At 32.8% G+C, this 22,565-nt stretch carries 29 protein-coding genes and 1 tRNA gene; 28 read left to right on the forward strand and 2 right to left on the reverse strand.

What is annotated here, in order from left to right; translation table 11 throughout:
• Positions 1-14 precede the first annotated feature (14 nt).
• The 3 genes from ACW9W4_RS03010 to ACW9W4_RS03020 all read left to right on the forward strand — a co-directional run bounded on the left by ACW9W4_RS03010 (position 15) and on the right by ACW9W4_RS03020 (position 1,967).
• Positions 15-782 (forward strand): rhomboid family intramembrane serine protease, encoded by a 768-nt coding sequence (locus ACW9W4_RS03010; protein WP_457761047.1) that lies wholly within the window; start codon positions 15-17, stop codon positions 780-782.
• 33 nt (positions 783-815) lie between these two features.
• Positions 816-992 carry a tautomerase family protein gene (locus ACW9W4_RS03015; RefSeq protein ID WP_179362595.1) on the forward strand — a complete coding sequence of 59 codons (177 nt, stop codon included), beginning with the start codon at positions 816-818 and terminating at the stop codon, positions 990-992.
• Positions 993-1,160: 168 nt separating this feature from the next.
• Positions 1,161-1,967, forward strand: a complete 807-nt coding sequence (locus ACW9W4_RS03020; protein ID WP_457761048.1) for a carbon-nitrogen hydrolase family protein — start codon at positions 1,161-1,163, stop codon at positions 1,965-1,967.
• Here ACW9W4_RS03020 and ACW9W4_RS03025 read toward each other — a convergent pair.
• Positions 1,951-2,418, reverse strand: coding sequence for a DNA topoisomerase (locus ACW9W4_RS03025; RefSeq protein WP_457761049.1), 468 nt, complete (start codon positions 2,416-2,418; stop codon positions 1,951-1,953). The genes ACW9W4_RS03020 and ACW9W4_RS03025 overlap by 17 nt on opposite strands.
• A 47-nt stretch (positions 2,419-2,465) precedes the next feature.
• On the opposite strand from ACW9W4_RS03025, the gene ACW9W4_RS03030 reads away from it, so the two are divergent.
• The 13 genes from ACW9W4_RS03030 to ACW9W4_RS03090 all read left to right on the forward strand — a co-directional run bounded on the left by ACW9W4_RS03030 (position 2,466) and on the right by ACW9W4_RS03090 (position 14,823).
• On the forward strand, positions 2,466-3,629 hold the full coding sequence (locus ACW9W4_RS03030; RefSeq protein ID WP_457761050.1) for a thiolase domain-containing protein: 1,164 nt from the start codon (positions 2,466-2,468) through the stop codon (positions 3,627-3,629).
• A gap of 1 nt (position 3,630) precedes the next feature.
• Positions 3,631-3,996 carry a Zn-ribbon domain-containing OB-fold protein gene (locus tag ACW9W4_RS03035; RefSeq protein WP_457761051.1) on the forward strand — a complete coding sequence of 122 codons (366 nt, stop codon included), beginning with the start codon at positions 3,631-3,633 and terminating at the stop codon, positions 3,994-3,996.
• Between the two features lie 69 nt (positions 3,997-4,065).
• The gene (locus ACW9W4_RS03040; RefSeq protein WP_179360698.1) at positions 4,066-4,227 is read left to right on the forward strand and encodes a hypothetical protein; all 162 of its coding nucleotides are present in this window, start codon (positions 4,066-4,068) and stop codon (positions 4,225-4,227) included.
• Positions 4,228-4,405: 178 nt separating this feature from the next.
• On the forward strand, positions 4,406-6,505 hold the full coding sequence (nrdD, locus tag ACW9W4_RS03045) for an anaerobic ribonucleoside-triphosphate reductase (protein WP_457761087.1): 2,100 nt from the start codon (positions 4,406-4,408) through the stop codon (positions 6,503-6,505).
• A 626-nt stretch (positions 6,506-7,131) separates the two neighbouring features.
• Positions 7,132-9,783, forward strand: a complete 2,652-nt coding sequence (locus ACW9W4_RS03050; RefSeq protein ID WP_457761052.1) for an adenosylcobalamin-dependent ribonucleoside-diphosphate reductase — start codon at positions 7,132-7,134, stop codon at positions 9,781-9,783.
• 45 nt (positions 9,784-9,828) lie between these two features.
• Positions 9,829-10,947 (forward strand): hypothetical protein, encoded by a 1,119-nt coding sequence (locus ACW9W4_RS03055; RefSeq protein WP_457761053.1) that lies wholly within the window; start codon positions 9,829-9,831, stop codon positions 10,945-10,947.
• 1 nt (position 10,948) lies between these two features.
• Positions 10,949-11,617, forward strand: a complete 669-nt coding sequence (locus ACW9W4_RS03060) for a ribosome biogenesis protein (RefSeq protein WP_457761054.1) — start codon at positions 10,949-10,951, stop codon at positions 11,615-11,617.
• 22 nt (positions 11,618-11,639) lie between these two features.
• A tRNA-Gly gene (locus tag ACW9W4_RS03065) sits at positions 11,640-11,713 on the forward strand.
• 87 nt (positions 11,714-11,800) lie between these two features.
• Positions 11,801-12,067, forward strand: coding sequence for a ribonuclease P protein component 4 (locus ACW9W4_RS03070; protein WP_457761088.1), 267 nt, complete (start codon positions 11,801-11,803; stop codon positions 12,065-12,067).
• 31 nt (positions 12,068-12,098) lie between these two features.
• Entirely contained in the window at positions 12,099-12,551 is a 453-nt protein-coding gene (locus ACW9W4_RS03075; protein WP_457761055.1) for a 30S ribosomal protein S19e, read from the forward strand.
• A 7-nt stretch (positions 12,552-12,558) separates the two neighbouring features.
• Positions 12,559-12,840, forward strand: coding sequence for a DNA-binding protein (locus tag ACW9W4_RS03080; RefSeq protein WP_457761056.1), 282 nt, complete (start codon positions 12,559-12,561; stop codon positions 12,838-12,840).
• Between the two features lie 41 nt (positions 12,841-12,881).
• Positions 12,882-13,961: a zinc-binding dehydrogenase gene (locus ACW9W4_RS03085; RefSeq protein ID WP_179362584.1), complete on the forward strand. Its 1,080-nt coding sequence runs from the start codon at positions 12,882-12,884 to the stop codon at positions 13,959-13,961.
• A 7-nt stretch (positions 13,962-13,968) separates the two neighbouring features.
• Positions 13,969-14,823: an HpcH/HpaI aldolase/citrate lyase family protein gene (locus tag ACW9W4_RS03090; protein WP_457761057.1), complete on the forward strand. Its 855-nt coding sequence runs from the start codon at positions 13,969-13,971 to the stop codon at positions 14,821-14,823.
• A gap of 18 nt (positions 14,824-14,841) precedes the next feature.
• On the opposite strand, the gene ACW9W4_RS03095 is transcribed toward ACW9W4_RS03090, so the two are convergent.
• Positions 14,842-15,453: a transcriptional regulator gene (locus ACW9W4_RS03095; protein WP_457761058.1), complete on the reverse strand. Its 612-nt coding sequence runs from the start codon at positions 15,451-15,453 to the stop codon at positions 14,842-14,844.
• Positions 15,454-15,511: 58 nt separating this feature from the next.
• Between ACW9W4_RS03095 and ACW9W4_RS03100 the strand changes: the two genes are divergently transcribed.
• The 12 genes from ACW9W4_RS03100 to ACW9W4_RS03155 all read left to right on the forward strand — a co-directional run bounded on the left by ACW9W4_RS03100 (position 15,512) and on the right by ACW9W4_RS03155 (position 22,556).
• The gene (locus ACW9W4_RS03100) at positions 15,512-15,862 is read left to right on the forward strand and encodes a response regulator (RefSeq protein WP_457761059.1); all 351 of its coding nucleotides are present in this window, start codon (positions 15,512-15,514) and stop codon (positions 15,860-15,862) included.
• A 68-nt stretch (positions 15,863-15,930) separates the two neighbouring features.
• Positions 15,931-16,074, forward strand: coding sequence for a hypothetical protein (locus ACW9W4_RS03105; RefSeq protein ID WP_179362580.1), 144 nt, complete (start codon positions 15,931-15,933; stop codon positions 16,072-16,074).
• Between the two features lie 67 nt (positions 16,075-16,141).
• Positions 16,142-16,846 (forward strand): tetratricopeptide repeat protein, encoded by a 705-nt coding sequence (locus ACW9W4_RS03110; RefSeq protein ID WP_457761060.1) that lies wholly within the window; start codon positions 16,142-16,144, stop codon positions 16,844-16,846.
• Positions 16,847-16,915: 69 nt separating this feature from the next.
• Positions 16,916-17,500 (forward strand): riboflavin synthase, encoded by a 585-nt coding sequence (locus ACW9W4_RS03115; RefSeq protein ID WP_457761061.1) that lies wholly within the window; start codon positions 16,916-16,918, stop codon positions 17,498-17,500.
• Between the two features lie 77 nt (positions 17,501-17,577).
• Positions 17,578-18,243, forward strand: coding sequence for a 3,4-dihydroxy-2-butanone-4-phosphate synthase (gene ribB / locus ACW9W4_RS03120; RefSeq protein WP_457761062.1), 666 nt, complete (start codon positions 17,578-17,580; stop codon positions 18,241-18,243).
• A gap of 2 nt (positions 18,244-18,245) precedes the next feature.
• Positions 18,246-18,662, forward strand: a complete 417-nt coding sequence (ribH, locus tag ACW9W4_RS03125; protein ID WP_457761063.1) for a 6,7-dimethyl-8-ribityllumazine synthase — start codon at positions 18,246-18,248, stop codon at positions 18,660-18,662.
• A complete protein-coding gene (locus tag ACW9W4_RS03130; RefSeq protein ID WP_457761064.1) occupies positions 18,659-19,411 on the forward strand; it encodes a GTP cyclohydrolase IIa in 753 nt (250 codons plus the stop codon). The genes ribH and ACW9W4_RS03130 overlap by 4 nt, the downstream gene beginning before the upstream one ends.
• A complete protein-coding gene (locus ACW9W4_RS03135; RefSeq protein WP_457761065.1) occupies positions 19,405-20,595 on the forward strand; it encodes an amidohydrolase family protein in 1,191 nt (396 codons plus the stop codon). The genes ACW9W4_RS03130 and ACW9W4_RS03135 overlap by 7 nt, the downstream gene beginning before the upstream one ends.
• Positions 20,582-21,238 (forward strand): 2,5-diamino-6-(ribosylamino)-4(3H)-pyrimidinone 5'-phosphate reductase, encoded by a 657-nt coding sequence (locus ACW9W4_RS03140; RefSeq protein ID WP_457761066.1) that lies wholly within the window; start codon positions 20,582-20,584, stop codon positions 21,236-21,238. Before ACW9W4_RS03135 ends, ACW9W4_RS03140 begins: the two co-directional genes overlap by 14 nt.
• Before the next feature lie 36 nt (positions 21,239-21,274).
• On the forward strand, positions 21,275-21,604 hold the full coding sequence (locus ACW9W4_RS03145) for a hypothetical protein (protein WP_457761067.1): 330 nt from the start codon (positions 21,275-21,277) through the stop codon (positions 21,602-21,604).
• A 98-nt stretch (positions 21,605-21,702) separates the two neighbouring features.
• On the forward strand, positions 21,703-22,260 hold the full coding sequence (locus tag ACW9W4_RS03150) for a hemerythrin domain-containing protein (RefSeq protein WP_457761068.1): 558 nt from the start codon (positions 21,703-21,705) through the stop codon (positions 22,258-22,260).
• A gap of 2 nt (positions 22,261-22,262) precedes the next feature.
• Positions 22,263-22,556 carry a hypothetical protein gene (locus tag ACW9W4_RS03155; RefSeq protein ID WP_457761069.1) on the forward strand — a complete coding sequence of 98 codons (294 nt, stop codon included), beginning with the start codon at positions 22,263-22,265 and terminating at the stop codon, positions 22,554-22,556.
• Positions 22,557-22,565: the final 9 nt, after the last annotated feature.

The following is a 22,565-nucleotide window of genomic DNA, read 5'->3' on the forward strand; positions in this document are numbered from 1 at the left end:
AAATAAAACATCTAATGTTTCCATTAAGAGATGAGAATCCACATCCTCCAGGATTCAAACCAAAAGTAACAATTGCACTAATCATTGTAAATGTTATAGTATTTTTTATGGAAGTAGCATATACAGGACAATTTTTTGACTTTTCAAACGAAAAAGCCTTTGTAATGTTTTACAATTGGGGTGCGGTTCCAGCTTGTGTTACAGGAACATACAGTGGAATAGAAACTGGAAATGGAATAATGCATTGTCCTGCATTTTCAGAAATTACTTTACTAACATCTACATTCATGCATGGTGGTTTACTTCATCTTGGTGGAAATATCTGGTTCTTGTGGATTTTTGGTGATAACATTGAAGAAAAGTTTGGCAAAGTAAAATATCTTGGAATTTATTTAATGTGGGGAATATCTGCTGGACTAATTCACATACTTGGTGATACTAGCAGTGCAATTCCTGCAGTTGGAGCATCAGGTGCAATTTCTGGAGTACTTGGTGCATACTTGATGATTTTCCCAAGAGCTAGAATTCAAACTTTCATGATGCTTGGTTTCTTTTGGAGAATGATGCACATTCAAGCCAGATGGTTCTTACCATTTTGGTTAGTCTTTCAAAATCTACTTCCATTTTTCATTGGAGGATTCGGTATTGCAGGTGGTGGTGTAGCATATCTTGCACATATTGGTGGATTTGCAGTTGGTTTAGGAACTGGATATATCTACAAAAAAATGCATAGTTCAGATTATACATATGGCACAAGATATGGATACCGACCAGATTATTGAAAGAATAAATTCCTCAATCCATTTAAAATTCACATGCCTCTGATTACAGTGTCAATGTATCCTGGTAGAACACAGGAACAAAAGGATGAATACGCAAAAGCAATCACAAAATCAGCAGTTGATATTCTAAAAACAAAAGAAAGTCACGTTATTGTTGTTTTTGAAGACAATCCTAAAGAAAATTGGTTTTTAGCAGGAAACCAACTTTAATTATTTTTAAAATATTTGACTGGAAAATATTCCCTTCCAGTCTAGGGTTGACATACACACTATGATCGGTTTGCATTGTATATGATGAATTTACATAAGAAGAAAATGGTACATTTCTAAATTGTACCACAAGTTTATCCTTTTATTATAATACAATCAATCAAATTCATGAAAGTTGCAGTAGTACAATTTACAGCATCAACTGACAAAGAAGTTAATCTCAAAAAAATAATTTCATTTATTTCAAAAGCTGCATCAAAAAAAGCAACATTATGTGCATTCCCAGAATTTATGATGTTTTACACAAATTCGGCGCAAACTCCAAAACAATTAGCAGATTTATCTGAAACAATTAATGGAAATTTTGTCAGTACTCTTGCAAAAGCTGCAAAAGAAAACAAAATCCAAGTTATAGGCTCATTTTATGAGAAAAGTACAACAAAAAACCGTGTTTATGATACTGCATTTGTCATTGATAAATCTGGTAAAGTGATCTCTACTTATCGCAAAATACATCTCTATGATGCATTGGGATTCAAAGAATCAGACAAGATGAAATCAGGTTCAAAAATTGCAAAGCCAGTTAAAACATCTATAGGAAAAATTGGAATGATGATATGTTATGACTTGAGATTTCCAGAGATGTCAAGATCACTAGCAGCTGCAGGATCAGAAATACTAGTTGCACCATCTGCTTGGGTTAAAGGTAACATGAAAGAAGAACACTGGATTACAATTAACAAAACACGTGCAATTGAAAATGGATGTTATGTTATTGCACCTGATCAAGTTGGAAATATTTACTGTGGACGAAGTTTAGTAGTTGATCCTTATGGTAAAATATTACTTGACATGAAAAAGAAACAAGGAATTAGTATTGTAAATATTGATTTGAACAAAGTAAAACAAACACGAAAAATTTTACCCTTGTTAAAAAATAGAAGAACTGATGTTTATCCTACTTTGAAGGCTTGATTTTTCTGCTTTCACAATTAAAATTTCCACACTGTTTAGTCCATTTCTGATTTCGTGAATAACGGAAAATTATCATTGGCCATTTACATACATCACACGGTTTTTTCATAGCCCTCATTCTTGCTTTTTGTAATAACGGTGATGATGCTTTACATCCACCATAAAAGTTAGAACAACCCATGAATCGTTTTCGTGTAGCTTTATTTTTAATCACCATCAACTCTCCAAGCTTGCATTCAGGACATGGTACTAGACCGTTTTTTGGAGAATTTGTTCCGAGAATAATGTATTTTCTCTCTTTTGAGGACCAAGATAGGAATCCATTGCTATCAAAATACTGAATAATTTCTTTTTTGAAGATACTAGTTCGTGATTTTGTTATTTTGACGACATGTCTCATTGTAGGCTTTTTGATCTGTACAGTTTTGAGACTTGATTTCCTTCTTGGCATTTTCTATGATGAATTTACTAAAACAATTTTTATAGGGAAATGGGTCAGTGACATTTGTGGAAAAGGTTTGTGTTCTTGGCGCTGGTAGCACCAAATATGGAAAATTAAATGAAAGTATTGCAGATATCACTACTCAGGCGTCAGTTGCAGCCATAGAAAGTGCAGGAATCTCCCCAAAAGACATCAAAGCATCTTACATTTCAAACGTTTTCGGAGTTGCTGACAAGCAAGTCCACCTCGGTCCAGTACTGATGAGCCGATTAGGAATTCCAGATAAACCATCATTAACAATAGAGTCCGCATGTGGAAGTGGCTCTGTATCTTTTAGAGAAGCCTATGCAAATGTTGCAGCAGGATTTTATGATTGTCTAGTTGTAACAGGTGTTGAAAAAGTAACTCACACAGGAACTGAATGGACAACAACTTACTTTGCATATTGCTCTGACTTTTTTTATGAAGGTCAAGCAGGTGCATCATTTCCAGGATTATTTGCATCAATGGCAAGAGCTTACTTGACAGAGTTTGATGCGACTGAAGAAGACTTTGCAGCGGTTGCAGTAAAGAACCACGATAACGGTTTTCTTAATCCTAAAGCTCACATGCAAAAGAAAATTACTATTGATGATGTAATGAAATCTCCAGTAGTTGCAAGTCCACTAAAACTTTATGACTGCTGCCCATTTTCTGATGGTGCAAGTTCTGTTATTCTTTGTTCTGAAAAGTTTGCAAAAGCACATGGTGGTGATTACATTGAAGTAATTGGTTCAGGCAGAGGTGGTTCACCTGCTGCATTACAAGGACGTGAACATATGACAACAATTCCAAGTACAAAGCTTGCAGCAGCAGATGCATACAAGATGGCAGGTATAACTGCAAAAGATATTGACTTTGCAGAAGTACATGATTGTTTTACAATTGCAGAAGTAGTTGATACTGAAGACTTGGGATTCTTTGATAAAGGACAAGGTGTTCAGGCTGTCCGTGAAGGTAGAACAAAATTAAATTCTGACATTTCTATTAATCCATCAGGTGGTCTTAAATCAAAAGGACATCCAATTGGTGCAACAGGTGTTGGACAAGTAGTAGAAGTATTTGATCAATTAACTGGAAACGCTGGTGCAAGAACTGTTAAGGATGCAAAAATTGGTTTAACTCATAACTTTGGTGCAACAGGTGCAAGTTGTGCTGTTCATGTATTCCAAAGTGTATAAAATGACTATTGAAGAACAACTTATTGAATATGCCAAACAAGGCAAGCTTCTAACTCACAAGTGTACTGAATGTGGATATCTTCATTTGTCTACGGCATATTATTGTCTAAAATGCGGTAGCAAGGGATTTGAGGATACTGTTTTAGACGGTGTAGGCTCAGTTGCCACCTATACTATAATCACAGTAGCGCCTGCTGGCTTTGAAAAATATACTCCATATGCCTTTGTTGTCCTTCAATTAGATGACGTGGATTTGAGAATTTCAGGATTTATGCCAAATATCGCAATTCCTGCAGATCTTCCTGTTGGTACTAGAGCAAAAATTGCTGGTTTTGATGAACGCGGAATTCTTATCGAAAAACAGTAAAATAATTTGCTTGAATTATTAAAAAAAATCAAAATCGTTTCTTAATTATTTTACATACTTGATCTATTCATGTCAGTTGAAATTACATGTGGTAAATGTGGAGAAAAGATCACAAACATGAAGATGTTAAAATCTCTAAAAGACGTACTAAATCCAACAAATGGAAAGTGTCCGTCATGTGGACAGAAACTTTCTACATCAGAATTTTCACTTGATGTACAAGAAAAATAAATTGATCTTTAAAGATCTTTTATCTTTTCACGAATATGATCAAAAATCGTAACAAATTATCTAGTCACAAGTCTTATTTACTGCATTAAATTTAGGAACAACAGTGAAACAAGCCGAAGAAGATTTGGAATTAGACCTAGATGTTGGTGCTGAACTAGATGATGATTCTGAACTGGGTATGGATCTAGATGACGATGTAGACGAGTCTGATCCAAAAAGAGGTGGAATCTTACAATCTACCTCAAAACGTGTCAGAATGATCTTTTCTGTCATGGCAAGTCCAAACAGAATTGATATCCTCAGAATCCTAAATTCTAAAGGTCCATTGACTTATTCTGAATTAAAATCTCTAGCTGGTTTCAAATCAAAAAAAGAAAGTGGAAAATTTGCATACCACTTGAGAAAATTACTTAGACAATCACTTGTTGCATTAAATAAATCTGAAAGACGTTACACCATTACAAATCTTGGAAAACTTGTTTTAAGTTTAGCAAGACAAATTGAAGAAAGATCAATTATTGAAAGTGGAAAAATGTATGTTAGAACATCATCTGAATCAATTGAAGAATTTAATTCTCATAAAATTATTCAATCACTAGTACGTGAAGGAAGTCTTCCACTAGAACTAGCACAAAAAATTACTGAAGAAGTTGAAAATAGAATTTACAAATACCAAACAACCTATCTGACAGGCGCATTAATCCGAGAAATGGTTAATTCTGTACTTCTTGAGCACGGTCATGAAGAATACAGGAACAAACTAGCACGCCTAGGACTACCTGTTTATGATGTTCAAGAGATGATTTCTAATTTAGATGATGTAGATAATGGTGCTGAAGGGTTATTGTTCAACACTGGACAAAGAGTATTTGCTGAACATCTTCTTACAAATGTTTTACCTAAAGATGTAGCAGATTCACATCTTTCTGGTGACTTGCACATTTCAAATCCTGGAGTTTGGTCTATGATTCCTGATACAATCTTTGTTAACATTAAAGAATTAATTGAAGATGGAGTTGATCTTGGAGGAAAATATCTTGATGTATCAAGAATTTCTGCATCAAAACAACTAGATGAAATTACAAGTTCACTGTCTGTAGTAATCGCTCTTCTATCCAAAGAAGCTTCTCAAGAAATTGTTCTTGATGGACTAGTTCCATTATTTGCAAAACATTCTAAATCTATTCCAGAACTTGAACAAAAACTAACTGATGCATTTGCAACCTCATCAACAACTTCAAAATATAATAAAAATAGTACCAACATTTCAATTCGTTTACAATTGGGAACTGATACAAAAATAATTACAGCAATTATCAATGCATACAAAAATTACACAAAAATTACACCAATCCCAAAAATTGGTTTAATTATTGATGCTGATAAAGGAAAGATTACAGATGTATCACAAGCAGTAGCTGAAATTCTTTCAATCGGTGGAAAAGTAATGTTTGCTAAAGGTCAAACATCTAGTTATGGTATTACAAATGGATCTACTAAAACATCTGGCCCTCTTTCAATCACCTTACAATCTGTTTCAATTAATCTTCCAAGGTTAGCATTTGAATCAAACAAAGATGAAACTTACTTTAGAGCAAGACTTGCTTTACTGATGAAACCAGCTTTGGCTTCTATGGCATTAAGAAAGAAAGAGATCTCAGACCTTACTAGAAGAGGACTTAATCCAATTTTAGCAAAGAACACACAATACATGCAGAGAAGTTCTGTGTCCCTTGTTGTGAATTTAGTAGGTCTCAAAGAAGCAGTCTTTAACATACTTGGATTCCAAGACAACAAAGAAGGACGAGATATTCTTAACAAAGTCATTGAAACTGCAGTTGATGTTGGTGCCAAAAAAGGCAAGGAATTAGGCGACACAGTGGCTATTTCTATGACTGAAACTGAAGGGTCTGTCCGTTTTGCAACCCTTGATGGTGAAAAATATGGCAAAAACTCAAGCCTAAATTCTATGGATGCTGATTACTACTCTCAAGGTATAGTAGTTGATGCTTCAGAAGTTTCTAGTCTAACTGCAAAAAGTCCGGTTATCGTTGAATGTAATAAACTCTCAAAGATACTCAATGGCGGTCTTCTTGTAACTTTACAAATTGACAAAGATGCTAAAGTCGAGGATATCAAAAAAGCAATAGAGAAAACATCTACACTTACACCTTCTTTCAAACCTGTAAGACCAACTGCAATTTGCGGTGAGTGTGGATTCAAAGATGAACCATTTGATGACAAATGTCCAAAGTGTAAGTCACCTTACGTTGTCTGAAAATCGTAAATGAAAAACTAGTTCCGATCATTTTTGAAAACTTTTTGATCAGTTTCAGACATTGCGATCATCGTTAACTGTTAACCATGTTAAGCCCATATGAAATTCATACTATTGTTGAACCGATCCAACGCAGATTGGAGCGTTGTCAATTTTATTGAATCAAAGTTTTAGGAAAACCCGACAAACAGTTTATACAGTAATTCTTTCTAACCAGTAATGAGAAGAATTTAGTTTATTTCTTAAACGTCGATCTTCATGAAGGTTTAAGAGTAAACCCGTTAGGTGTCAATCTTCTAGAAGGCCTAACGGTTACTTCTCCACTAATTAACAAGTTAACAAGTTAACTAATTAATTAATCTATCATGGATGTAGAAGATCTTAAGGAGTAGAAGACAAACTATCTTCACAAATTGATTAGTAATGATCTCTAAACTGAAAAATAGCCGATCAGATTGTTTTTTCTAGTAATATACCATTTATTGTATGATGTTATGAAGATCCTTTCAAAATACACCATTACAATAAAGATTGGAGCGTTGTCAATTTTATTCCACTGAAGTTTTAGGAAAATCCGGCAAACAGTTTTTATCATCATTCTTTCTAACCTCTGCGGGGAGATTATAATGGACAATTCACAAATAGAAAATACGATCAATGAGATCCGCAAGCGCAGTGGCGCAGTCACGGCTTTCAATAAAGATAAAATTTCAAATGCCATATATCGGGCATTGGCAGCCACCTCTAAAGCCGATCGTGGCGTTGCCGACAAACTAGCAGAAGTTGTAGTTAACAAGTTAGTAGAGCAGGGATTTACAAGCTCTAGGGCACCTACAGTTGAAGATATTCAAGATATTGTAGAGTCAACTTTAATCGATAGCGGTAATAGCGATATTGCAAAAGCATACATCGTTTACAGACATGAAAGAAGAAAATTAAGAGACGAAAAAATGAAGGTCTTAAATCTTAAAGCCCTCGATCCAGTCTCAAAAAAATTCGACTTGAACTGTCTGAGAGTATTAGCATCAAGATATCTATTTAGAAATTCAAAAAGTGAGATTATTGAATCACCAACTCAAATGTTTGAGCGAGTCGCAATTCTAGTCGGAATTGGCGATATGTTATATGATTCACAAATCTTTGACAAATCCGGAAATAACAAGCAGGATATAGATGAAGCAAAATCTTATCTTGAAAAACTAGATGCCTTTGATTATAAATTCAAAGTTGGAGATTATTTCTTCAATAAATGGCATTTTAGATCTTTAATCACTCACTATGTGACACTTGCAAACAAAGGTCAGATGAAAATAAGTTTCAAAGATCTATTGACATTACTAGCAGGCAAAAAACTAGAAAGTTATGCAGATAAAATCACTGAATACTTTACAATGATGACTGGACAAGATTTCCTACCAAACTCACCAACCATGATGAATGCTGGTGGAAGACTAGGACAACTCTCAGCATGCTTTGTACTTGGTATGGAAGATGGCATGGAAGAAATCATGAAATCTACTTCTGATGCAGCATTAATCTTCAAATCTGGTGGTGGAGTTGGAATTAACTACTCAAATCTTCGTGAAGAAGGTGACATTGTAGCATCAACATCTGGTGTTGCATCTGGTCCAGTATCTTTCATGAATATCATCAATACAGTCACTGAAGTTGTAAAACAAGGTGGAAAAAGACGTGGAGCAAACATGGGAATCATTGAAGCATGGCATCCTGATGTTGAAAAATTCATCACGAACAAAACTGAAGCCGGAGTTTTAGAAAATTTCAATGTAAGTGTTGGAATCTGGGAAGACTTTTGGCATGCACTTGTAAATACAACTGATGGTAACTATGTCTTACGTAGTCCACGTGACAGAAAACCTGTAAAAGAAATCAATGCACATCAACTAATTGATCTAATTGCATTATCTGCATGGAAGAGCGCAGAACCTGGTTTGATCTTCTTTGATCAAATTAACAAATACAATGTATTTGCTAAAGCACGACAAGCACCACTTAGAGCTACAAATCCATGTGGCGAACAAAGTCTCTATCCATACGAATCGTGTAACTTGGGTTCTATCAATTTGGTAAATCTTGCAAAAAGACAAGCTGATGGTTCCTATGAATTTGATTGGCAAGGATATGAAGAGATTATCAGAAAGACAACAAGATTCTTGGATAACATCATTGATGTAAATAATTATCCAGTTCCAGAAATTAGTATAGCCTCAAAAGAGTCTAGAAGAATTGGACTTGGTGTAATGGGAGTAGCAGATTTGTTATACAGATTGAAAATTCCTTACAATTCCCAAGAAGGATATGAACTACAATCAAAACTATCTGAAGCTCTAACATACTATTCAATGGAAGAAAGTGTTGCACTAGCAAGATCTCGCGGTGAGTTCCCACTTTGTGCAAAGACAGAATATCCTGAAGGAAAGATTCCAATATCTGGATACTATGAGAAATCAAAAGAATCTCATTCATACGAATGGGAACCACTCATTGAAGAAATCAAAAAACATGGTATTAGAAATGTCTTAACTACCACTGTAGCTCCAACTGGAACACTATCTATGATTGCAGACTGTTCAAACGGAATGGAACCTGCATTTGCTTTAGTGTTTGAAAAGAGAGTTACTGTTGGAAGATTCTTCTATACAAACAAGATTCTTGAAGATGCCCTCAAAGAAGAAGGTCTCTACTCTGATGAAATCCTTGAAAAGATTGCAGATAACTATGGTTCATTGAAAGGATTAGATGAAATCCCACAATGGATGCAAGATGTCTTTGTTACAGCAATGGATATCCATTGGGCTGATCATTTGATGGCTCAAGGTGTATGGCAAGATTGGATTGGAAATGCAATTGCAAAAACAATCAACATGCCATATGATGTAACAGTTGAAGATGTAAAATCTGCATATCTACTTGCACACGAAATTGGTCTAAAAGGAATGACTGTTTATCGTGATGGTTCAAGACACAAACAAGTTCTTCACATGACAAGTGAAAATGCCACAAAGATCTTTGAGGTCTCACCAAGTGAATTCATGACCGCATACGTTACAAAAAATATCACAAACCCGTACATCAAATCACAAGTCAATGCTTCATTGGCATTAAAGGTACATGATGAAGAAATCAAACTAGAGGCTCCAAAAGTAGAAGCCGTTTCTGAAGACAAATTGTGTCCTACATGTAAAAACAACTTGGTATTCGTAGAGGGTTGTAGTATCTGCATTGAATGTGGATACAGTGGTTGTACTTCTGGATAGGAACAGAATAACAACTTTTTTACTTTCTTTTATTTTTGAATCTATATGGATAAAAAATCCCTAGGCATAATTGTAGGCATAGGCCTTGTTATTGCTGTAATAGCAGTGGGATTGAGTATTTCAAATACTGATATTTTTTCTCCTCAACAAACCAATGAAAAAATCGGTCTTGTAATTAATTCTCCAAATCAATCAACAACATTACATGAACTAAATGATGCTTATTCAGAAGCGGCTGATTCTGGAATTGGAAGAAGTAATGTTTATCTTTTTTGGAATCTAGTTGAACCAGTACGTGGAGAATATGATTGGGGACAATCTGATGCATTAATGAGCTTTAACAAAAATAATAATCTCAAAGTTACTCTATACTTTTCAATAATTAATGGCGAAACACTTGGGCCATTCCCAAATTGGATTGGGAAACCATCTTTGAATTCTATAGGTGAAGATAGAGTTGTTAGTGTTCTTGATGAAATATTATCTAGATATGATCTTGTAGATACTGTAATTCTTGCTGGACAAACAGAATCTCAATTCAGATTTTCTGAGCAAAATATTCCCGTGTATAAAGAACTATTCAATGGAGTATATGAAAAAATTAAAGAAAAGCATCCTGATGTAAAAATAGGCAATGCATTTGCATTAGATCAAGTATTAAACAAAAATCTACGATACATAGTGACTGAATTAGCTATTGGTGATTTTGTTGCTTTTTCATATTCTCCAGTTGATTCTCTAAATGAAATTGTTAAAACTCCAGATCAGGCAAAAGAAGAACTTCAACAGGTATTTGATTTGGCAGGTGACAAAAAAGTGGGAATTTTTGAAATTAGTTGGAGTACATCTGATTTTGTTCTAGGAAGTGAAATTGGACAAACAGAATTTCTAGAAAAATCCTTTGAATTTTACACTGAAAATGAATCTGAAATAGAATTTTTCACTTGGTATAGGCAATATGATAGACCAGAGGGCACCTGTAATGTCGAAGCTCCAACAATTGGAGAGGATACTTTAACTGTTGAAGGCTCTGGTTTTGGAACTAGTGAACACGTGGTTGAAAGATTAAGCCATTACATCTGTAGCGCAGGTATGATTAGTAACAACGGGGATCCAAAACCAAGTTGGAATGAATTTAAGAAGCAAATTAAAATGATAAACTAGAATGATTTCTTTAGTTTTAGCTGAATCATCCTTAGAACTTATTCCATCTGAATTAAAACATCATCCATCAGTTGTTTCTCATGCAAGAAAACTTGATAAACATCCATCTAAAATTTTACTAGATAATTCATGGCATTTTGCAGCTATGAAAGGAATTGAAAATGAAATGAAGCGAGGTAGACCTGATCTTGTACATTTTTCTATACTTGAAGCTACAACTATCCCACTATATCTTCAAAATAAAATGAAATTTTATGTTCACACTCTAGATGACAAAGTAATTTCTTTTGGAAAAAATGTACACATTCCAAAATCATATCATAGATTTGCAGGAGTTATAGAAAAATTGTATCAAGAAAAAGAAATTACAATAAATGATGATGTTTTGTTAGAAATTGAAGAAAAAACTTTTTCTGAATTGCTTGATGAGATTAATCCTTCAAAAGTACTTGGTTTCTCTACAGCCGGTAAGAACAGTACTTATGAAAAAATTGCAAAAGACATTCCAGATGGTGCTTGTATTGTGATTGGAGGATTTCAAAAAGGACATTTCTCTGATTTAATTGAAAATAAAATAACAGATCTATATTCTGTTGGAGATGAATCATTTGAAGGACATGTGGTAGTTGCTAGAATGCTCTATGAGTACGAAAAAACCATTTTTATGTAGGAAATTAAATTTGCATTTTATTGCAGTCATAGTATAGCCTGGTTAGTATTCGGGGTTTCCAACCCTGTGACGCGGGTTCGAATCCCGCTGACTGCATTTTTCAATACTTATGAGAACCAATTTTTAGGTGCATTATTAGATAATATTGTGAAGTCTGGCGCAAAAAAAATTGCAATGGAAAGAATGCAAATTCTTATTGAAAATGCAATTACTAATGCAAAACAAGATCCTAAACTTTCTCAGAGACAAGCTTCTCTTGCCCGAAGAATTAGTACTCGGCATAAAATTAGAATGCCATACTATCTTAGAATGGTATTTTGTAAAAAATGCAAATCCTTTATTGCGCCTGGGGTAAATTCTAGATTTCGATTAGGTAGAGCATCTGTAAAGTCGATCAGAATTTCTTGTAACTTGTGTGGGCATACTTATCGCAAAATTATATCTCAATGATTTATAAGACGATTATCGAGTTTTTGACTTTATGGCAAAGGTATACGACGTACCAGCAGATTTGTTGATAGAAAGACTATCTACAGCACTAAAGAGTGAAGATATTCCTGCACCTTCTTGGATACCATTTGTCAAAACTGGAGCTCATGCAGATAAACCTCCTCAAGATAGAGAATGGTGGCATACAAGATGTGCTTCAATTATGAGAAAAATTTACCTTAATGGACCAATCGGAATTAATGCTTTAAGAAATGATTATGGCGGCGGTAAACCATCCGGATATGGCGCAGCACATCACAAAGATGCTGGTGGTGCAATTATTCGTAATGCAATTCAAGGATTAGAAAAACTTGGATATGTAGAAAAAGTTGAGAAGAAAGGAAGAATAATTTCTAAACAAGGAATGCAAAAGCTTGATAGATTATCTACTGAAATTCTTAAAGAACTAATTGTTGAAACCCCGCAATTGAAGATATACTCTTAGATTCAAAATGAGTTTTCCAGAATCTAATGAACCTCCTGTTGATAACACAAATCATGAATTAGCTGCACAAAAAGAGCAAATTCTGAAACAAGTCTTATCTCCTGAAGCTAGAATGAGACTAAACAATATCAAAATGGTAAAACCAGAGCTCTCTGAGATGGTTGAACAGTATCTTGTTGGTATGGCTTCTCAAGGAAAAATCCCAGGCCAGATCTCTGATGAACAATTAAAGCAGATTTTACTATCTACACAGCAACCAAAACGAGATTTTAAGATAAATCGTCTCTAATACAGAAAAAATTTAAATTTAGAAAGAAATTTCATTCATTCATGAAAGCCGTTGTATACAATGAATATGCACCAGATGATAATTATGCTAAAATCCTCAAAGTCCAGGATATAGATGACCCAAAACCAAAATCAGACGAAGTAGTATTTTCAGTAAAAGCTGCTGCTTTGAATTATAATGATATTTGGGGAATGCGTGGAGTTCCAGTTGCAGTTCCATTACCACACGTATCAGGATCTGATGCTGCAGGTGATGTTATCGCAGTTGGAGAGGATGTTAAAAATATCAAAGTTGGAGATAGAGTAGTTTCTCACTCTAACATGTCATGTAGAGTTTGTAAAGCATGTACTGACGGTAGAGAATTTGATTGTATTAAGAGAACCATTTGGGGATTCCAAACTGGTCCTACTTGGGGAGCATTCCAAGAAGTAACTCATCTTCCTGAAGTGAATGTTTCAAAAATTCCTGAAGGACTATCATATGATGACGCAGCTGCTGCATCAATGACTATTCTAACTTCATGGCACATGCTAGTTGGCAGAGCCAAGATTACACCTGGACAAACCGTCTTGATAATGGGTGGTGGTTCTGGAGTTGGAAGCTTTGGAATTCAAATAGCAAAACTATACAATTGTGATGTAATTGCAACTGCAAGTCCGGACAAACTAGACAAATGTTTAGAACTTGGCGCAGATTATGCAGTAGATCACAGAAAAGAAGATTGGAGCAAAGAAGTCTACAAGATTTCAAAAGAAATTGCAAAGACAAAAGGTGAAGCACCAGGAATTGATTTATCATTTGATCACATTGGTGAAACACATTGGAATCAGCAACTACAATTACTGAAGTACGGTGCAACCCTTGTTTCATGTGGTGCAACCACTGGTTACAACGCTAAGACTGATCTTAGACATGTGTTCTTTAAAGGAACAAACATCTTGGGTTCAACACAAGGAACCAAAGCCGAACTTGATCAAGCCCTTTACTGGATGGGTCAAGGAAAAATAAAAGCAGCAATTGACTCAACTTATACATTTGAGCAAGCAGCTGAGGCTCATACAAAGATGTTAACCGGAAAAGGAATGTTCGGAAAAATCTTAATGAAGCCAGAGGGCGTTTAGTCATTTAATGACCCAGCTTTTTCGAAGTCTTATTTTTGTACCTGGAAATAATTCCAGATTCTTAGAAAAAGCAAAAACACTCCAAGCTGATATTGTTTGTTTTGATTTAGAAGACTCTGTTCCAGATAATGAAAAAACAAATGCACGAAAATTAATCAAATCTGCATTAAATGCACGAAAATTATACAAATCTTCAATTTTTGTTAGAACAAATTCTCCAAGTTCAGGTAAAATCCCATCTGATCTTAAAGAAATTGTTCAAAAAGGAATTGATGGAATTGTAATACCTAAAGTAAATAATGTAAAAGAGATGAAAAAAATTGAAAAATTATTATCAGATTTAGAAAAAACTAAAAATCTAAAGCCTATTCAAATTATCCCTTCTATTGAATCTGCAGAAGGAGTTGTGAATACTTTTGATATTGCATCTTTTGGAAAAAGAGTGTCTGCTGTAGTTTTTGGTGTATTTGATTTACTAAATGATTTAGGGGTAGAATACACAAAAGATTCTGAAGGGGAAAAATATTCTAGAAGAAAAATACCTGTAGATGCTCATGCTGCAGGTGTTGCAGTAATTGATGCCATCTGGCAAGATCTTAAAGATGCTAAAGGATTAGAAAAGGATTGTAAATTAGGAAAAAGTCTAGGATATACAGGAAAAAGTATCATTCATCCAGATCAAATCCCAGTGGTTCATAAATTATTTCATCCAAACAAAAGCGAAATATCTTGGGCTCAGAAAGTATGTAAAATTTATCTTGAATCTACTAAAAAAGGCAAAGGGGCAACCACTGTAGATGGAAAAATGATAGATGAGGTTCATTTCAAGCAGGCAAAGGCACTTCTTGAACTTGTGAAATAATGATTTTAAAAATTAATCTTATTCGAGTAATTCAATAATTGATTTCATACTAGTGCTTTTTTCAAACATTTTTTTATTTACAATTCCAATAATTTCCATTTTATCTTTTTTAATATCTAATTTTATTTCTTGAAATACACATTGTAGTTTAGATATTTTCTTACTTTCACTTAGAACTTTACCTGACTCTATAATGAAACCATGTAAAATCAAATTTTCGATTTTTCTATATCCTGATGTTTTAGGAACTTTGGATTCTTTAAGAATTTTCGGAATTGTATATTCATTTTCTAATAATGTGGAGATGATCTTTCTAGTTTCAATGTCTCCAAATAACTCTAAAATTAAATCCCTCAAATCTGAATTAACAATAGTTACTAAAAATTTATCATCTCTTTTTTTTACTTTGATAATTTTATCTATACATTCATTTTCAAATTTCTTAACATCTATTGTAGACTTTTTTCGAAGTACACTGGTAAATTTCTGAAAATGTTCTATTGATAATTTTATTGACATACCATGTTCTAAAAATAATTCCCTCTCTGTATCCTTTAGAATTTCTAAATCTAGATTATTTTTAATTTCACGTGATATTGAAGTTGCTATCAATCTATCAATACCGCCCATACTACAGTTGTAAATGATGGAAAATATTAAAGCGCTGCTCTTTCTAGTATGACTAGATATGTCAAAATCCGTTATAGTTATTGATGATGATGAGGACACTGTTAGACTATTTAGCGAATTTCTAGAAGAGAATGACATCAATGTTGTTGGAAATGGATTTGATGGTATTACGGCTGTAAAATTGTTCAAAGAAACTAATCCCGATGTTGTCTTAATTGATCTCAATATGCCAAATGGAAGTGGATTTTATGCAATTAAAAAAATTCAAGAAATTAATCAAAAAGCACGAATAATCGCTGTAACTGCAGATGGAAGTTATACAACCGAAGAAAAATTAGAAAAATTAAACATCCCTCTTATTCAAAAACCATTCAAAATGGATCAAATCATTTCAATAATCAAAAACTAAATATTCCCATTTTTGGAACTTTTCATATAGTCTTATATTGAAAACTTCATACAATATTTTTGATATAGATGAGTAAACGTGTTACAATAATGATTGATGAGGATCTTGATAAAAAACTTAGAATGCGTCAAGCAAAATTGATTCAACAAGAACAATCCTCGTATAGTTATTCCAAAGTTTTGAATGAAACACTTCGTAAAGTTTTAAAATAATTCATTTTTTTCGAATTTCTATTTAATTAGAATAGATTAAAGATAATGAAATTCTCTAAATAAGAGAATGGTAGATCTTCTTGATCCTTCAAGTGTGATAACTAGGATGTTTAATGCTGAAAAATATGAAGAGTTGTACACATATTGCAAGGGATTACTGGAAAAAGCCCCAAATGATATGCTTGCTTTACAAAATATTTCATTAGCTTTGATTTACCTAAAAAAATACGAAGAATGTATTGATTACTGCAACAAAGTTTTAGAAATAAAAAATTCTGATACATATGCCTTAAAAAATAAGATTTTTGCTCTTGAAAATTTGAAACAATATGAACAAGTTATAGAATTATGCCAACAAATCCTTTCAACTAATTCCAAAGATACGTGGGCTCTAAACAGCATGGGATTATCTTTAAATGAATTAAATCGTCATAAAAAAGCTCTTGAATGCTATGATACATCACTTCTCATAGATCCAAATGATATAACAGCCTTGATGAATAAAGCAATTTCATTAAGTCATTTGGGAAATTATCGCGATTCCATAGATTACTATGATAAAGCTCAAATAATTGATCCAAAATTAAAAGAACTCCCTCTTGCTAAATCACGATTATTTGAAAAATTGAATCTAAGTGATGATGCATTTTTAGCAGCTCAAGGAGTTCTCAATAAAGATATGGAAAAAATCAAAAATGATGCTAAGAAAAATAAATGTTCTGTATTTCATCAATTTTGTAATGATGAATTTAAGACATCAAATTCTGAATAATTTTATAGATAATTCAAATTATTTGTAACTACGTGAAGAATTTTATAGATATGATTCATAGATGTTCTGATGTTTACTGGAATTATTGAAGGAATTGGTAAAGTAGAAAAAATTTCTAAAAATACAAAAAATAGAAGTGATATTCAAATGACTGTTAATTTAGGAAAACATGCAAAGGGATTAAAAATTGGACAGAGTGTTGCTCTAAATGGAGTTTGTCTTACTGCAACAAAACTTTCTAAATCTAGTTGTATTTTTGAAATGATAGAAGAAACTACAAAAAAAACTGATCTTGGAAATTTAAAAATTGGAGGCATTGTAAATATTGAACGTAGCTTAAAAGCAGGTGATAGACTAGAGGGGCACTTTGTTTTGGGTCATGTGGATGGTGTTGCAATAATTAAAAAAATTCTAAAAAAACCAAAGGAAGTGCAAGTTTGGTTTGAAGTTCCAAAAAAATTATCTAAATTTGTAGTGAAAAAAGGTTCTATTGCTATAGATGGAATTAGTTTAACTGTTGTTGATATAAAAAATTCACTAGCTTCAGTTTCATTGATACCTCATACAATCGAGATTACAAATTTTCATACAAAAAAGGTAGGCGATAAAGTTAATATTGAAACTGATATTCTTGGAAAATATATCCTAAAGTAAAGCCAATTATCTACAACTTTAGTGGTAATTACCAATTTTTTAGTAAACTTTATAATTAGATTAAGAAGTTTTTTCATATGTCACTTGATTCTGCATTGCAATCTTTGAAACGTGGAGAATTTGTTCTATTGTTTGACTCTGCAGGAAGAGAAAATGAAATTGACATGGTTGTGGCTGCAGAATTTGTAACTCCTGAACATGTTGCAAGGATGCGTCAACATGCTGGTGGACTATTATGTATTGCAATTGAAAATAATTTTGCAGCATCACTTGATTTACAATATATGCATGAAATTCTTGCCGACTCTTCAATTTCAAACAAAGAAATGATTATGGGATTAGCTCCTTATGGAGATCACCCCACTTTCTCATTATCTGTAAATCATTATCAAACATACACTGGAATTACTGATAAAGATAGGGCATTGACAATTAATGAAATGGCTAAAATCTATAATGTTGAAAACAAGCAGAAAAAATTTGCATCATCTTTTAAGACTCCTGGACATGTTCCTTTATTGATAGCATCCAAAGGTTTGTTAGCTGCACGTCAAGGACATACAGAGATGTCTGTTTATTTAGCACAAATTGCAGGTTTAACTCCAGTAACTGCAATATGTGAAATGATGGATGCTGAAACTTATACTGCATTATCTGTGGATAAAGCTGAAAAATATGCAAAACAAAATGGAATTCCATTAATTGATGGAAAAGAGCTATTAGAATACGCTAAGGTGAATTAGTTTTGAATATAGCAATAGTAGTTTCGGAATTCAATGAGGAAGTGACGTCTAGGATGCTCTCTATTGCCAAAGAAAAAGCAGAACTAATGAAATTGAAAATATCTTTCACTTGTATGGCTCCAGGAGCCTATGATATGCCCATCATAGTTGATACATTATTGCAGAAAAAAGATGTTGATGCTGTAGTCACTCTAGGTGCTATCATTAAGGGACAAACAAAACATGATGAAGTCATTTCACATGCAGCTGCTCAAGCACTTACAGCTTTATCATTAAAATACCAAAAACCTGTTTCTTTAGGAATTTCAGGACCAGGTATGCAGGAAAGACATGCTTATGCTAGAATTAGACCAGTTGCAGAACGAGCAGTAGAAGCTGTTGTAAAAATTTCTGATGAGCTAAAAAGGATTCAAAAATGATTCAACTAAGTATCTTGAAAATCACAGAATATGGTCCCTGGACATTAACTCTTGGTAGTGATAGAGAACATGAACTTCAAATGCTACAGGCTTCTATCTACAAGGAAATACAGAGATTATTTTCTGATAAAAACTGCATAGTTTTTCTAAATAGAGCAGATGAATTTTTTGTAATTTCAAATGGATTGAATTTGGATGAACATATTCAAATCCAAAAAATCCTTGAAAAATTATTTGAAGTTGGAATGACGATTTCTATTGGATATGGTAATTCACCTTTTGAAGCAAATCTCAAAGCATATGAGGGAAAACAAAACAAAATTCTCTTAAATTCTGAACACAATATTTTTGGTTTCATTTATGAAAAATCTGATTCAAAAGTTTCAATAATGCATCTAGATGTTGATGATCTTACATCTAGACGAAAAACTAATTCTCCCTATGAAATTTCATCAATAATATTTGGATTGTATTCAAAAATGTCTAAATTCTTTTTAGAAAAAAATTCTCTTACATTCTTTATGGGTGGTGATAACTTTATGGTTGTATCAACTGATGAAGGAAAAGAATCAGTTCAAGATTTCATCAATCTTATAAAAAATGAAGATGAAATTTTATTAAATTGTGGAATTGGTAATGCAAAAACTGGCAGAGAGGCAGTAAAGTTAGCCACAAAATCTCTTGATACAATACGCGAAATTCGAGATTCAGGGAAAGAAAAACCTGAAGTTTATGAATTATCATGTTAATAAAAAATATCAGTGTTTTAACTGGTCAAGAATTAGATTATGTTTCAAACACTGATGTTAGAATTCAAAATAATAAATTTAAAAAAATTAATTCAAAAATTAAACCAGTTTTAAAAGAAGAATCTGTAGATTGTGAGGGACTCTTGATGATACCTGGATTCATTAATGCTCATACCCATATTGGAGATTCTGTAGGAAAAGATATTTCTTTAAACAATACAGTTAATGAAAAAATTCATCCTGTCTTTGGTGCAAAATCAAAAATTTTAAAAAAAACATCAAACGAAATTTTAGGAAATTTTATGAAAAATACATGTCATTCAATGCTTCGAAAGGGAATTACTACATTTGTTGATTTTAGAGAGGGGAGTTTAGATGGTGTAATTTTATTAAAAAAAGTCCTAGAAAATGTTCCTTTACGTTCAATTATCTTGGGTAGAATAGAATTCTATCAAGATGCCAAAGAAATTAAAAAAAATTTATCGTTTCCAAGTGTAAAATCTTCTGAATTATCTGAATTACTCAAAAAATGTGATGGTATTGGTATCAGCGGTGCTAATGAAAACAGTAATTCAGTATTAAATTATTATTCAAAAATACCAAAAATTAGAGCAATTCATTCTGCTGAAACTATACAAAGTATTTCTCAATCAAAAAAAATAACTGGAAAATCAGAAACAATTAGGGCTCTAACTCTGAAACCTGATTTTTTAGTTCATATGACATATGCTTCAAAATCTGATCTTAAAATTGCCTCTAAAAAAACAAGAGGTATTGTAATTTGCCCTAGAGCTAATTCATCACTTGCTGAGGGAATTCCTGATATTGATTTAATGCAAAAGTCAGGTTGTATTTTAGCACTGGGCACAGATAATGTCATGATAAATTCTCCTGATATGTTTAGAGAAATGGATTTTATTTGGAAAGTGACTATGGGGTTACACAAAAAAAGAATTGATGCTAAAGAAATTCTTAAAATGGCAACAGTAAATGGTGGAAAAATTTTGAATAAAAATATTGGAAGTATTGAATCTGGAAAATTTGCTGATTGTATATTTTTAGATAAACATGCATTAGATTTAGAACCCATGCATGATCCACATGCATCAATTGTACATAGGGCATCTGAATCTGCAATTAAAGCCGTTATGATTGGAGGGAAAATAGTACATGGAAAAATTTAAGCCATATATTATTTTGAGTGCAGCAATATCTGTTGATGGAAAAATTGCTACTAGAACAGGAGATTCAAAACTTTCTTCTGATAAAGATCTTCATAGATTACATAAACTAAGAACAAAAGTAGATGCAATAATCATTGGAAAAAATACACTAATGCGTGATGATCCTTTGTTAACTGTACGTTATAGTAAAGGAAAAAATCCTATTAGAATAATTTTAGATTCTAAAGGTGAAATCTCTAATAAATCAAAAATTTTACAAACATCTACAAAAGTACCAACAATTATAGCTGTATCCAAAAAAATTACAAAATCTAATTTACAAAAATTAAATAATTTTCCAGTTCAAGTAATTATTGCTGGAGATAAATCAGTTAATATCAAATTCCTATTGAAAAAACTTTCAGAGAAAAAAATCAAAAAAATACTAGTTGAAGGTGGTGGAACAGTAAATTGGGAATTTATTAAACAAAATATTTTTGATGAATTGATCATTACCGTTTCTCCATTTGTAATTGGGGGAAATGATTCAATATCATTTGTTCAAGGTAGTGGATTTGATAAAATTTCCAAATCCCCCAATCTACATCTCAAATCTGTAAAGAGGCTCAAAAACCATCTCGTTTTGAATTATCAAAAAGTGTAAGTTATTATACTTTCTTTGAAATAAAATTACAAGAAATTGGCAATAAAAAAGAAAACTACAACAAAAAGAAAAGCAGCTCCAAAAAGAAAAGCAGCTCCAAAAAGAAAAGCAGCTCCAAAAAGAAAAGCAGCTCCAAAAAGAAAAGCAGCTCCAAAAAGAAAAGCAGCTCCAAAAAGAAAAGCAGCTCCAAAAAGAAAAGCATCCAAATCAGCATCTAAAAAACCAGCATTTGGCGGATATGCAATTAGTTTTGCAGGACGTTCTGAAACAGTAGAACAAGTCTTTGGTAAGAAACCAATTGCACCAAGTGAAATGACTAAAAAGATTTGGATATTTGTTAAATCAAACAGCCTTTCTAATCGTTAAACCCACATGTTAACGAATTATCGTTAACTAATTTCTATCTTTTAATTATTTTTTTAAAATGAATAAGATATAGATATTGGATTTTATTTTAATTAATCATGTCTACTACATCATTAAGACGCGATCATGAATTAATAGAAAAAGTCATCAAAGCAATGGAATCTACGGTTCAATTACTAAATGATGGTAAACAGATTCCTGAATCAATATTATTACCAGTAATTGATTTCTCAAAAAACTTTACAGATGTTTGTCATCATAGTAAAGAAGAAAAATCATTATTTCCAGCATTAGAGCAAGCTGGTTTACCTACTAACATGGGACCGATTGCTATGATGCTAATTGATCATCAACGTTCACGAGAGATTGGTGCAGAAATGGAAATTTCAGCTAAAGAATATCTTTCTTCAGGTGATTCAACAAAATTAGTAAGTGATATGCAACAATATGTTGAACATATCACTGAGCATTTATGGAAAGAGAATAATAAATTATTCATGATGGCAGAGGCAAGATTACAGTATGTTTCAGAAAAGGTTGACAAAGAATTAACTGAAATTGAAAATTCAAAACTTGATGAGATTGGAAAAACTAGGGAACACTATGAACAATTAGCAGAAACTCTTACAAAAGATGTTTCTCAACAAGGTAATTAGATTTGGCTCACAGTATATTTGGTCAAGTAACAACAGTGAGAAAATTTGCGCACGGAGATATTGAATTTGATTTTTATCATGAAGATGAAATTACTTCCTATAGATTCTCATCAGATCCTAGTAGATTAGGAAATTTTCCTAAAGAACTTGCAGAAATTTTAGTATCCACTTTGGCTACTGATATTTGTGTTGAGATTTTTTTTGGTGATGATGGAAATCCAACCCATGTTGAATTGGAAGAATGTGATGATGAAGAAGACGAAGAATTAGATGATAATTCTGATTCAGACGATTGATATTTTAGA

The sequence above is a fragment of the Candidatus Nitrosopumilus sp. bin_7KS genome (genome assembly GCF_054095835.1).